This is a genomic window from Thioclava sp. UBA3469, assembly GCF_002378135.1.
Taxonomy (GTDB): domain Bacteria; phylum Pseudomonadota; class Alphaproteobacteria; order Rhodobacterales; family Rhodobacteraceae; genus Thioclava; species Thioclava sediminum.
In genome coordinates, this window is the sequence record NZ_DFRG01000030.1 from 1 (window position 1) to 11,226 (window position 11,226).

The 11,226-nt window shown below is 63.6% G+C and carries 13 protein-coding genes and 1 tRNA gene; 5 read left to right on the forward strand and 9 right to left on the reverse strand.

The genetic code is table 11. The features are described from left to right. Positions 1-52 precede the first annotated feature (52 nt). Complete coding sequence (locus tag B3D39_RS02375; protein ID WP_078520909.1) at positions 53-250, reverse strand: hypothetical protein; 198 nt, start codon at positions 248-250, stop codon at positions 53-55. A 215-nt stretch (positions 251-465) separates the two neighbouring features. Here B3D39_RS02375 and B3D39_RS02380 point away from each other — a divergent pair, with 215 nt between their 5' ends. Continuing rightward, positions 466-1,221 (forward strand): Crp/Fnr family transcriptional regulator, encoded by a 756-nt coding sequence (locus tag B3D39_RS02380; protein WP_078520910.1) that lies wholly within the window; start codon positions 466-468, stop codon positions 1,219-1,221. A 6-nt stretch (positions 1,222-1,227) separates the two neighbouring features. On the opposite strand, the gene B3D39_RS02385 is transcribed toward B3D39_RS02380, so the two are convergent. Together B3D39_RS02385 and B3D39_RS02390 are read right to left on the reverse strand one after the other, a co-directional pair. After that, entirely contained in the window at positions 1,228-1,890 is a 663-nt protein-coding gene (locus tag B3D39_RS02385) for a Crp/Fnr family transcriptional regulator (protein ID WP_286789339.1), read from the reverse strand. Between the two features lie 280 nt (positions 1,891-2,170). After that, entirely contained in the window at positions 2,171-2,710 is a 540-nt protein-coding gene (locus B3D39_RS02390; protein WP_274963191.1) for a Hint domain-containing protein, read from the reverse strand. A gap of 173 nt (positions 2,711-2,883) precedes the next feature. Here B3D39_RS02390 and B3D39_RS02395 point away from each other — a divergent pair. The 3 genes from B3D39_RS02395 (at position 2,884) to tig (ending at position 5,848) form a co-directional block, all read left to right on the forward strand. Beyond that, positions 2,884-2,967: transfer RNA gene (locus tag B3D39_RS02395), tRNA-Leu, on the forward strand. 119 nt (positions 2,968-3,086) lie between these two features. Beyond that, positions 3,087-4,019 carry a hypothetical protein gene (locus tag B3D39_RS02400; protein WP_274963190.1) on the forward strand — a complete coding sequence of 311 codons (933 nt, stop codon included), beginning with the start codon at positions 3,087-3,089 and terminating at the stop codon, positions 4,017-4,019. Positions 4,020-4,519: 500 nt separating this feature from the next. Further along, positions 4,520-5,848 carry a trigger factor gene (tig, locus tag B3D39_RS02405; RefSeq protein WP_274963189.1) on the forward strand — a complete coding sequence of 443 codons (1,329 nt, stop codon included), beginning with the start codon at positions 4,520-4,522 and terminating at the stop codon, positions 5,846-5,848. A 97-nt stretch (positions 5,849-5,945) separates the two neighbouring features. On the opposite strand, the gene B3D39_RS02410 is transcribed toward tig, so the two are convergent. The 6 genes from B3D39_RS02410 to B3D39_RS02435 all read right to left on the reverse strand — a co-directional run bounded on the left by B3D39_RS02410 (position 5,946) and on the right by B3D39_RS02435 (position 9,975). Beyond that, the gene (locus B3D39_RS02410) at positions 5,946-6,236 is read right to left on the reverse strand and encodes a hypothetical protein (RefSeq protein ID WP_078520921.1); all 291 of its coding nucleotides are present in this window, start codon (positions 6,234-6,236) and stop codon (positions 5,946-5,948) included. 82 nt (positions 6,237-6,318) lie between these two features. Next, positions 6,319-7,482, reverse strand: coding sequence for a YihY/virulence factor BrkB family protein (locus B3D39_RS02415; RefSeq protein ID WP_286789340.1), 1,164 nt, complete (start codon positions 7,480-7,482; stop codon positions 6,319-6,321). A gap of 209 nt (positions 7,483-7,691) precedes the next feature. Continuing rightward, positions 7,692-8,315 carry a 50S ribosomal protein L9 gene (rplI, locus tag B3D39_RS02420; RefSeq protein ID WP_078520923.1) on the reverse strand — a complete coding sequence of 208 codons (624 nt, stop codon included), beginning with the start codon at positions 8,313-8,315 and terminating at the stop codon, positions 7,692-7,694. Positions 8,316-8,327: 12 nt separating this feature from the next. Continuing rightward, complete coding sequence (gene rpsR, locus B3D39_RS02425) at positions 8,328-8,552, reverse strand: 30S ribosomal protein S18 (RefSeq protein WP_038073027.1); 225 nt, start codon at positions 8,550-8,552, stop codon at positions 8,328-8,330. Between the two features lie 22 nt (positions 8,553-8,574). Continuing rightward, positions 8,575-8,928: a 30S ribosomal protein S6 gene (gene rpsF, locus B3D39_RS02430; RefSeq protein ID WP_286789341.1), complete on the reverse strand. Its 354-nt coding sequence runs from the start codon at positions 8,926-8,928 to the stop codon at positions 8,575-8,577. Between the two features lie 204 nt (positions 8,929-9,132). Further along, positions 9,133-9,975 (reverse strand): DUF1223 domain-containing protein, encoded by an 843-nt coding sequence (locus B3D39_RS02435; RefSeq protein ID WP_274962514.1) that lies wholly within the window; start codon positions 9,973-9,975, stop codon positions 9,133-9,135. A 307-nt stretch (positions 9,976-10,282) separates the two neighbouring features. On the opposite strand from B3D39_RS02435, the gene B3D39_RS02440 reads away from it, so the two are divergent. Further along, the coding region (locus B3D39_RS02440; RefSeq protein ID WP_286789342.1) for an aconitase family protein at positions 10,283-11,226 on the forward strand (944 nt) is incomplete at its 3' end.

The window sequence follows — 11,226 nt, forward strand, 5'->3', positions numbered from 1 at the left end:
CCCAGACAATGCGGGCGGCGAGATGCATCAGCCCCTCGCCGCCCGTGTCAGATTATTGCGACGCTTGCTCGCGCGAGCGATCCTGGTCTTGCGTATTGGTGTGGGTGCCCGAGGTGTCCGTGGTGGCGGTCGAAGTGCCCGCCGGAGCGGTCATCGCCTCATCGGTCATGTCGGAAGCTGCCGGACCGGTCATCGTCTCGCAGCCAGCCAGAGCCGCAGTCACGCCAAGAATGATAAGCAGGTTTTTCATCTGTCTCTCCTTTGTTGCAAGGTATTTTACCGTGACTGTTCAGCGTGATTCTTTGATGCCGATCAACGTGCTACCTGTGCCGCGCGATTTTTCCTGCAACTTCATGATGAGAGGCGCAGAAAAGAGCGGCACAATCCCGGCTTTTCGACCTCGTAGCTCTCGCATCCCGGTCTGACCCGGACTAGAATCCTTCCTGCGACAGGGAGAGGAGACGCATGAACGAGCATCCGAAGTCCGGACAGCCGGTCGAGATCGAGGGCGTGGTGGCGCAGGGCAAATTGCAGCGCCTGCTCGACGTACTCCCGGAGGATTTGCGCAGCGAGATGATGCCGCTCTGGCAAAGCATTCGCTTTTCGCCGGGCGATGTGCTGATCGAAGACGGCGAGGTCGCTGACCGGATCGGCTTCGTGACCGACGGGTTTCTCGCCATGTCGAAAACCCTGCAGGACCGGCACCGCCACATCATCGGGCTGATCACGCCGTCGGACATGTTCGGGCGCGCCTTCAACGGCCCCTCCGGCTACCGGATCGAGGCGCTCAGCGACGGGGCGGTTCTGACCTGCGACCGGCAGAAATTCGAAGCGATCATCGCCCGCTCGCATGAGGCGGAGCGGCTGTTCCTGCTGAGCATTCTCGACGAGCTCGACGCCGCGCGCGAGTGGGTGATGGTCTTGGGAAGCTCGAAAGTCGTTGAGCGGCTCGCCTCGCTCCTGATCATCCTGAGCCGCCACAAATACCGGACCCTGGAAGGCACCGCGCATGCGCCCATCCAGCTGAACCTGCATATCCATATCAAGCGGGTCGATATAGCGCATCTGCTGGGCACCTCGCCGGAATCGCTGAGCCGGGCGTTTCACCAGCTCGAGCGCACGGGCGCGATCCGGATCGTCACGCCGTACGATGTCGAGCTCGCCAATCTGGAGAGGCTCATCGAAATCTCGGGAAATTCGCTGGAGATGCGCGACGAGTGAGCGCGCTCAGTGGTGCAAGATCTCCTCCAGCCCTTCGGACAGGGCCTCGAGGTCGTTCAGGCGGAATTGCCTAGCGTTCAGGATATCGATCAGCCCGTCTTTCTGGAACTGATGCAGCGAGCGGCTGACCGTCTCCTGCGTCGTGGCGATGAGATCGGCGATGTCCTGACGCGGCAGCAGCATCGTCAACACGCCACCCCCGTCAGGCAGGGCTTTCCAAGGCATGATACTGGGCGCCAGCAGCAGCAGCGCGCGCAGTCGGCTCGCAGGTCCATAGGCGCCCAGTAGCAAGCTCAACCGCCGCGCTTTCTCGGTCCAGTTTTCCGCCTGATGACATAGCGCGCGGCGCAATTCGGGCTCCTGCTCGATCAGCTGAGCGAAGTTCGCCGACTCGAACAGGCAAAGTCTGGTGTCGATCACGGCTTCGATCGCGGTGTCCCGCGTGCCCCGGATGATCTGCCCGATGCTGTCGCCCGGAACGACGAGCCCCGTGATCTTGCGCCGCCCCGCGAGCGAATGGCTCTGCATCCGCAACATGCCGCTCTGAACCAGCGCGATGTGGTGGCAGGTGACATCTTCCTCGCACAGCCGGTCATTGGCCGCGACGGAGATCGCACGCGCCCGTTGCGCGACGCGGGCGAGGGTTCGATCCGAGAGGGATCCGCACACGCCATGGTTACGTCCAGCGCAACCCGCGCAATGCAAGATCGCCTCTGCATTTCGCAAAGGTGCCGTCATCAAAATCTCCGAACAGATTTAACCACGCGTTTCGCAGCGAAACTGCGTACTCGTCCCCTAGTGCATAATAAGACTATGCAAATGACATATCATCCTGTCAACACAAGCGCGTGATCAGGTACGTTTATGTCAAATCACTATCGCAGATGTGACGAGACGACGCCTCGCAACCCTCTGAGACTTATGAAAATTGTCGGGAATTCCGCGTCGATCAGGCGTCGACGCTTGCCACTGCAGCCGCCATTTCCACACCATCGACATAGATCACTTCGGGCGTCTCGAATTCCAGCACGAAGAGCCGCGCGCGGCCTTGGCCCAGCGTGACATAGTGGCCGTCGACGACCGATTGCGCGGGTAGAAGCGCCTCACGCTTGCCGTAGATCACCTGCACCCGCCAGTCGCGCATCATCAGCTGCGCCCCCTGCGCGATCAGCAGCGGCGCCCCGGGCCGGTCATGGCCAAGCGCGCCGGGCGAGACCCGGATCAGCGCGCCCACATAATCGCCCGCCCGCAACGCCTTAAGCTTGCATGTCCCGCTGCGCGTCACGATCCGGTCGCCGGGTTCGAGAAACTCGATCGGGATGGCCCCGTCGAGCGTGTAGACCCGCGCCCCGGCGGCGATCCCCGCGCTGAGATCCGGCTTCGGCTTGCGCGCCTCGGGCGGCGATACGCGCTCTGTCACGTTCGGGCCAGCCGGGCCCGGAAGGCTGTGGCGTGGATTGGATTCGATGATCTGGCGGAGCATGGCCATGCCATCCCCCCGCCCGGGTGCCTGTCCCATGGCGATACCTGCTCTTGCCTACTCGTAACTTCGGCGTCTGACGCGCCTTTAGGTACAGGCTAACCCTCACCATCTCGTTAAGACGAGCAAAATCGCATCTTCCTCTTTCCGAGCCCGCAGGCTGTTGCTATTACGCCCCTGATGCGGGTGTGGCGGAACTGGTAGACGCACCAGATTTAGGTTCTGGCGCCTTTGGCGTGGGGGTTCGAGTCCCTTCACCCGCACCACTCCCAACCTCCAGAATATCGTACCATACCCTCGCCTTATTGCGCGGCTATGCTAGTTTTATAAGGCTGCGCGGGCCCGGTACGCCCCCGCTTTGGTGACCGAAAGCGTGGGAGGCGTGATGGTCGAAGGCCCGCAAATGCCGCCCCGGCGGCCTGTCGAAGACGCGCCGGAGTCCGGCTCGCGCTCCCCCAATTCCAGCCACGCGCTCAGCCGCGACGCGATTGCGGCCAATCCGAATTTCTTCGCCACACAGAAGGCGGTGGCGACAATGCTGCTCGATGTGCAGGCGCAGACGCCGCGGATTGCGCGGCACATGGCCTCGCATCGGCGCTGGCTCGTCAGCCAGACCAGTTTCGCACTGGCGATGCGGGCGAAGACGGAGCCGGACGCGCCGAAGCTGACGCCGGGACGGCTTCTTGCGGCACTGACGCCCCATGTCGAGATCAACCGCAAGACGCTGAGCCAGTATCTCGGCGAGATGGAGGTGCATGGCCTGCTCGCCCCGCCGAGCGAGACGAAGGGCGACGGGCGCTTGCGGCCCGTCACCACGACGCCCGTCGCCGAACAAGGCATGCGGCGCTGGTGCGAGGGGCATCTGCATTGCCTCGACATGCTCGACGGTGGCGCGCGGCTGGCCGCGGCGCGCAACGATCCCGATCTTCCCTTCGCGATGCAGCGGCACATGGTCGAGATCATCCGCGCCGATCCCGAATGGCGCGCGCCGCCGCCCTCGATGGCGCATTTCCTCGGCTCCGACACTGGCGGCATCCTGCTCCATGCGCTGATCCGCATGCTCACCGACCTGCGCGAGACCGACGGGCGCATCTATCTCGAACCGGTCAGCATCGCCGCGCTGGCCGAGCTATTCCTGATCTCGGTCTCGAAGATCAAGCGGATGATCCAGAAGGCCGAAGAGGCGGGCCACCTTGGATGGGAATTGCCGCGCAGGCGAGGCCGCCTCTGGCTCTCGCCCGGTTTCGTGCGCGACCACTTCCGCAGGCAGGCGGTGAAGTTCGAATGCGTCGAACGCGGCTGGCGCACCGTCGCGTGAGGACGAGAGAGCGGTCTTCCGGGCACAACACGGACCACAAAGACGCGATCTGTCCGAAAATGACCGCTGAGTTTCAAACACTTCCGGCTTAGAGTGGACCTTCAGGGAGATCGTGACGTCTCCGCTTGGGATCCGCAAACAAGGGGGCGGATCCGCCGAAGCGGTGAGAGATCACGACGACGCGCCGGCTCGGCGCAATCCCGGATTCGCGGCCGGGGCGACCATTGTGGGGTGGTGCGTCCCGGCTGCATCTTCCTCCCGATCCGCCGCAGCCGCGCGCCGCACCTTGCACCGCTTTGTCAGCGCCCGCCCTACCCGCTCCCGATCCTGTGTTCCCGGCATCTCCTCGCACGCGCCCGCCCGCGCGCGTATTTCACCGCCCGGAGGCCGCCCCGCAGCCCCTTTTCGCCTTGCCACCATGGCTGAGGCTCAATAGAAGGACGCCTGAAATTCGAGAACCGGCCGCGATCCGCGCGGCGCCCAGAGACAAAGGACAAACCATGCAGGTCACCGAGACCCAGAACGACGGCCTCAAGCGCGGCTACGAGATCACCATCACCGCCAAGGAACTCGACGAGAAGGTCACCGCGAAGCTTTCCGAAGCGCAGCCCGAGATCGAGATGAAGGGCTTCCGCAAGGGTAAGGTTCCGATGGCGATGCTGCGCAAGCAATTCGGCCCGCGCATCCTCGGCGAAGCGATGCAGGAATCGGTCGACGGCGCGATGAGCGAGCATTTCGAGAAAACCGGCGACCGCCCCGCGATGCAGCCGAAGATCGAGATGAAGGACGGCGAAGACTGGAAAGAGGGTGACGACGTGGTCGTGACCGTCGAGTACGAAGCGCTGCCGGAAATCCCGGATGTCGATCTGTCGGGCGTCAAGCTCGAGCGTCTGGTCGTGAAGGCCAACGAAGGCGAAGTGAACGAAGCGCTGGAAAGCCTCGCCGCGACCGCCAAGAACTTCGAGACCAAAGAAGGCGCTGCCGAGAACGGCGATCAGGTCGTGATCGATTTCGAAGGCTTCGTCGACGGTGAAGCGTTCGAAGGCGGCAAGGGCGAAGGCTACCCGCTGGAAGTCGGTTCGGGCTCGTTCATCCCGGGCTTCGAAGAGCAACTCGTCGGCGCGAAAGCCGGTGACGACGTCGAAGTGACCGTGACCTTCCCGACCGAATACGGTGCGGAGCATCTCGCGGGCAAGGAAGCGCTGTTCAAGTGCAAGGTCCACGAAGTGAAGGCGCCGAAGGCTGCCGAGATCGACGACGAGATGGCCAAGCAGTTCGGTGCCGAAGACCTCGCCGCGCTGAAAGCCCAGGTCGCAGAGCGTCTGGAAGCCGAGTACCAGGGCGCTGCGCGTCAGGTGATGAAGCGTGGCCTGCTCGACCAGCTCGACGATCAGGTGAAGTTCGACCTGCCCCCCTCGCTCGTGGAAGCCGAGGCCAAGCAGATCGCGCACCAGCTCTATCACGAAGAGAACCCGGACGATCACGGCCATGACCACGGCGAGATCGAAACCACCGACGAGCACAACACCCTCGCCGAGCGCCGCGTGCGCCTTGGCCTGCTGCTCGCCGAAATCGGCCGCAAGCAGGAGATCGAGGTCTCCGACGCCGAGATGACCCAGGCGATCATGAACCAGGCACGTCAGTACCCGGGTCAGGAGCGCGCCTTTTTCGAATTCGTGCAGCAGAACCCGCAGATGCAGCAGCAGCTGCGCGCGCCGCTCTTCGAAGACAAGGTCGTCGACTACATCGCTGGCGAAGCCAAGGTGGACGACAAGGAAGTCACCAAGGAAGAGCTGCAGAAAGAGATCGAGAAGCTCGACGAGCTGTGATCTTCGGGCACTCCGCCCAGTAATAGCGAAGGCCGCCCCTCGGGGCGGCCTTTTGCGTTCGCGGAGGGGATGTGGCGCGGGTCGCGCCTACCCTGCCTCACTCCGCGGTCGGCACTTTCAGGAATTTCGCGTTCGGGATTAGCGAGGGAAGATCGGTCGCGGTCGCAACCTCGCGCAGCTTCTGGGCCGCGCGATCCACATGCAGGGACGCGGTGCGATCCGCCGCGGGATTGCCGGGCTCGATCCGGTCATAAATCGCCGTGCGCAGCACCTCGCCCGCCGATGCGAGCCGGTCGCGCGCACCTTCGGGATCATGTAGGTACAAAAGCCCGCCCGTCACGAGGATCGTGTGGGTCAGCGCGAAGTGCAGGATCGAAAACAGCCGCATGGCAGGGCCTCGTCAGGGTTGCTTGCCCGGACAGGATTCCCTGTAAAAACGGCGATTTTGAGGCTCGTTTCGCGCGCCCCGCTCAGCGCTTGCGCGCGGGCGCAGGCGCGACCGCATCGGCCACCACGGCGTTGCGCGCGCCCAAGGGACGCGGCGCGCCGATGGTGCTGTCCTGCGCGGTCTGATGCTCGGCCTCGGAATTGATCTCGGCCCCCAGAAGCACCGCCGTCGTCGAGAGCCAGATCCACATCATCAGCACCACCACCGCGCCGATCGAGCCATAGGTGCTCGAGTAATTCGCGAAGTTCGAAGTGTAGAAGGAGAAGCCCGCCGAGACGATGAGCAGCAGGATCGAGGCCACGATCGCCCCCGGCACGACCCAGATCCAGCGCGGCGCATTGCGTGCGGGCGCGTAGCGATAGAGCAGCATCAGCATCCCCACCAGCACCAGCGCCATCACCGGCCAGCGCCCCCAGCGCAGCACCGCATCCAGCGCCCCGCCCATCGGGATGTAATCGAGCATCACGGGCAGCACGGCGGCGACGAGGATCAGTGCGCAGACCATGACAATCCCGGTGATCGTCATGCCCAGGCCAAAAGCGTTGAGCTGCACGAAGCTGCGCCGCTCCTTCTCGCCATAGGCCACGTTGAGCGCGCCGATCATCGCTTTCGCACCCCCATTGGCCGACCAGAGCGCCAGCAGGATGCCGAAGATCGAGGCCAGCCCGAGCGCGTTTGAACTGGACCCGATCAACTGCTCCAATTGGTTGCGGATCAGCGTCAGCGCCTCAGGCGGGATGACGTTCTTGAGCGCATCGAGATCCTGCAACATGGTCTGGCGGTCCGCAAAGATGCCGTAGATCGAGACGGTGGCGGTCAGGGCCGGGAACAGGGCGAGCAGCGCGTAGAAGGTCACGCCCGCGGCGACGGCCAGCACGCGGTCCTCGTCGATCTGACCGTAAGCGCGCTTGGCGATGGCCTTCCAGCCTGCGCGGGGGATATCGAACGGGCTTTCCGCCTGACGTCCCAGCGCGCGGTCGGCGGGCCGGTCATAGCGGTCGGTGCGGGTCGCGGGGACATGACGGGCGCTGCGGCCTTCCGTGGGCCCGTGGATCGCGGCCTGCCGATCGTCCTGATAGCGCCGCCACATGAGATAGGCGCCGAAGCCCAGAAGCCCCGCCTGCACGAGCCGGTCGCGTCGGCTCGATGCGTCATCGCGCGGGCCCTGCCCCGATCGTTTCGTCATGCATGTCCCCTGTTTTCAAAGCCCTGAGGGCCATTTAGGGGCCAACGCCGGATTGCGGCACGCGGTTCCGGGGTCTGCGCCGCGCGTCGCGGCCCGACTATGTCATTAGACATATTTCAGCAGAAATACTCCGACAGGCAAGCATGAAAAAACCGCGCCCCGGAAGGCGCGGTTCTCTGTCTTTCGGACTGAAAGGTCGAAGCGACCGATCAGGCGTTGTTTTCGTCTTCGGCCGACTCGGGGGTGGCAACGGGGCCGCCCTCGTCGTCGTCGGAGGTCGCGCCGCCGATATCGTCGAACAGTTCGGCGATCTCGAACTCGGCTGCAGCCTCTTCCTCGGCCGCCACGTCCTGGATCGACTTGCCCGACGCTTGCAGCTCGGCCTCTTCGGGCGAACGTGCGACGTTGAGCTGGATCTCGGCGACGACTTCGGGGTGCAGGTGCACTTCGACGTCATGCAGGCCGAGAACCTTGATCGGCTGGCGGATGATGACCTGCTTGCGGTCCACCGAGAAACCCTGCTCGGAGGCGATGTTCGCCGCGTCACGGGTGGTGACCGAACCGTAAAGGTTGCCGCCGTCCGAAGCCGAACGGATCACGACGAAAGTCTCGCCGTCGATCTTCGACGCCAGAGCTTCGGCTTCTTTCTTGGTTTCGAGGTTGCGGGCCTCGAGCTGCGCTTTGCGCTCTTCGAAGCTCTTGATGTTGGATTCGTTGGCGCGCAGTGCCTTGCCTTGCGGCAGCAGGTAGTTACGGCCGAAGCCGTCCTTGACGGTGACGACGTCACCCATCTGGCCGAGCTTGGCCACGCGTTCGAGAAGGATCACTTCCATCGGTCGGTCTCCTTATTTCACGGCGTAGGGGAGCAGGGCGAGGAAACGGGCGCGCTTGATCGCGCGGGCCAGTTCACGCTGCTTCTTCGCCGAAACGGCGGTGATGCGGGCGGGGACGATCTTGCCGCGCTCAGAGATGTAGCGCTGCAGAAGACGGGTGTCCTTGTAGTCGATCTTCGGCGCGTTCTCACCCGAGAACGGGCAGACCTTACGACGGCGGAAAAACGGTTTTGCCATGGTGTCTACTCCTGTCTACCGATCAACGGCGCTCGCGACGGTTGTCGCGTTCGTCACGTTTCTGCATCTGGACCGAGGGGCCCTCTTCGTGCTCGTCGACCTTGATGGTCAGGACGCGCATCACGTCGTCATGCAGACGGGCCAGACGCTCCATTTCCTGCACGGCTGCCGACGGGGCGTCGGTGCGCAGGTAGGCGTAGTGACCCTTGCGGTTCTTGTTGATCTTGTAGGCCATGGTCTTCACGCCCCAGTATTCGGAATCGACGACTTTGCCGCCGTTGTCCGACAGGACCGTGGAGAAATGTTCGACAAGGCCTTCGGCCTGCGCGTTGGACAGATCCTGACGCGCGATGAGGACTTGCTCGTAAAGCGGCATGCGAACTCCTGTATTTCGAGGCGGCTTCAAAGTTGGGCGTCTGACACTTCCGCAACCCAACACGAGAGGCTCCGCCGGTTCATAGCAAACGCGGAAGATGCGGCCTTATACGAGATGCGCGTCTGGATGCAAGGAAAAATCAGGGTACCGAAGGGACGGTTGCGCCCTGCCCTGACGGGCTCGGCGCAGCTCGATCCGCCCCGGTCAGTCCAGCTGACCTGCGGCGAGGATCGGACCGGGTAGCGGGCCGTTCTTGCTGGGGCGGGATTCCTGAACGATCACCACGGCGGGCGCGTCCCCGTCGAGATCGACCGAGAGCGTCACAGCCTTGCGCCCGTCCCATTCGGCGATGCCGGTCAGGCTGGTGACGATGTTCTTGTAGGTCACCGTGCGCCCGGCATTCTCGCCGCGCAGGATGTCGACCGTGGCGGAGGGCTTGTAGCGCACGAGCTGCACCATCGCGGGCGTCTCCAGCTTATCGACCGGGCTCAGCGCGATCTCGTAATGATCGCCCTTCCCCGTGATCTTCAGATCGACCTCGGGATGGGCGTCGCTCTCGCGTGCGATGGCGGTGTCGAGCGCCGCTTCCTGCGGCCCGATCAGGGCCTCGCGGCCCGCGATGATCATCTGCGGGGTGTAGACCGTGCGCTCGCCCGCGGCGATCGCATAGGATTTCTGCCGGGCGGAAAACTCAGGCTTTCCAAAGGGATCCTTCCAGCCGAGATAGTCCCAGTAATCGACATGCAGCGCCAGCGCGATCACGTCGTCGCGGTCCGTGAGCTCCTTCAAGAGCGCATCCGCCGGCGGGCAGGACGAACAGCCCTGCGAGGTATAAAGCTCGACCACGACCGGGTCGTGCTCGCCTTCGGTGTCGGGATCGGGCGCCACGGGGTTCGGCTTCGCGGGGGTGTCGGATTTCTCGGAGGCCATCTGGTTGAGAAGCGCCTCGGAGGCGTTGAGACGCATCCCGGGCGGCGCGTCGGCTGCCCCTTGGGCAGACGCAAATTCCGCAAAGCTTACCAGCCCTGCGGCGAAAGCAGCTCCCATCGCGGTCAAACGTCCTGCGCGCACTCGAAAAACACTCCTCACTTCGCCGTCTTTATACCTAGCGTTTCTGCTCAGACCATGCCTAATCAATGTTTTGAGAGATTTCTTTCTGTCCGGGCGCGCGAAACGATATATGTCCAACGTATACGGCCCAAGCGCGGTTCAAGATGACGCTGGGTCGCTCCAGTCGCGTGTTTTTGTGTGCAATGGTATACTAAAAATGCCCCGACCCTCTTGAACGGATCGCGCGCTTGGGGCAAACACACGCCAGCGACACCCTTAGGACCCTTGAAGGGAGGCCATTCTCATGCCCATCGTTACCGGTAAGGATACCGCAAAGACCCGCCGCGAACTCAGCGTCGGTTCGAAAACCTATGCTTATTACTCGATCCCCGCCGCCACCGAGGCTGGCCTGGGTGATTTCTCGAAGCTGCCCGCTTCGCTGAAGGTGGTTCTGGAGAACCTCCTGCGGTTCGAGGATAACGGCTTCACGATCTCGACCGACGACATCAAAGCCTTCGGCGAATGGGCCGAGCAAGGCGGCAAGAACCCGCGCGAGATCGCTTACCGCCCCGCCCGCGTGCTGATGCAGGACTTCACCGGCGTTCCGGCCGTGGTCGACCTCGCAGCAATGCGTGACGGCATCAAGGGTCTTGGCGGCGACGCACAGAAGATCAACCCGCTCGTGCCCGTCGACCTCGTGATCGACCACTCGGTGATGATCGACGAATTCGGCAACCCGCGCGCGTTCCAGATGAACGTCGACCGCGAATACGAGCGCAACATCGAGCGCTACAAGTTCCTCAAGTGGGGCCAGACCGCGTTCGAGAACTTCCGCGTGGTTCCGCCGGGCACCGGCATCTGCCACCAAGTGAACCTCGAATATCTCGCCCAGACCGTCTGGACCGACAAGGATCAGGACGGCACCGAAGTCGCCTATCCCGACACGCTCGTCGGCACCGACAGCCACACCACCATGGTCAACGGCGCGGCCGTCCTCGGCTGGGGCGTGGGCGGTATCGAAGCTGAAGCCGGCATGCTCGGCCAGCCGATCTCGATGCTGATCCCGGAAGTCGTGGGCTTCAAGCTCACCGGCGCAATGGTCGAAGGCACCACCGGCACCGACCTCGTGCTGAAAGTCGTCGAAATGCTCCGCGCCCACGGCGTGGTCGGCAAGTTCGTCGAATTCTACGGCGACGGCCTCGACAACCTGCCGCTGGCTCAGCGCGCGACCATCGCCAACATGGCGCC

What these genes read in the sequence shown, in the direction of transcription:
- rpsR (WP_038073027.1), bottom strand. Translation starts at nt 8,552, where the DNA reads ATGGCAAAACCGTTTTTCCGCCGTCGTAAGGTCTGCCCGTTCTCGGGT.
- rpsF (WP_286789341.1), bottom strand. Translation starts at nt 8,928, where the DNA reads ATGCCGCTTTACGAGCAAGTCCTCATCGCGCGTCAGGATCTGTCCAAC.
- B3D39_RS02415 (WP_286789340.1), bottom strand. Translation starts at nt 7,482, where the DNA reads ATGACGAAACGATCGGGGCAGGGCCCGCGCGATGACGCATCGAGCCGA.
- B3D39_RS02400 (WP_274963190.1), top strand. Translation starts at nt 3,087, where the DNA reads ATGGTCGAAGGCCCGCAAATGCCGCCCCGGCGGCCTGTCGAAGACGCG.
- B3D39_RS02410 (WP_078520921.1), bottom strand. Translation starts at nt 6,236, where the DNA reads ATGCGGCTGTTTTCGATCCTGCACTTCGCGCTGACCCACACGATCCTC.
- B3D39_RS02435 (WP_274962514.1), bottom strand. Translation starts at nt 9,975, where the DNA reads ATGGGAGCTGCTTTCGCCGCAGGGCTGGTAAGCTTTGCGGAATTTGCG.
- B3D39_RS02380 (WP_078520910.1), top strand. Translation starts at nt 466, where the DNA reads ATGAACGAGCATCCGAAGTCCGGACAGCCGGTCGAGATCGAGGGCGTG.
- B3D39_RS02375 (WP_078520909.1), bottom strand. Translation starts at nt 250, where the DNA reads ATGAAAAACCTGCTTATCATTCTTGGCGTGACTGCGGCTCTGGCTGGC.
- rplI (WP_078520923.1), bottom strand. Translation starts at nt 8,315, where the DNA reads ATGGAAGTGATCCTTCTCGAACGCGTGGCCAAGCTCGGCCAGATGGGT.
- tig (WP_274963189.1), top strand. Translation starts at nt 4,520, where the DNA reads ATGCAGGTCACCGAGACCCAGAACGACGGCCTCAAGCGCGGCTACGAG.
- B3D39_RS02390 (WP_274963191.1), bottom strand. Translation starts at nt 2,710, where the DNA reads ATGGCCATGCTCCGCCAGATCATCGAATCCAATCCACGCCACAGCCTT.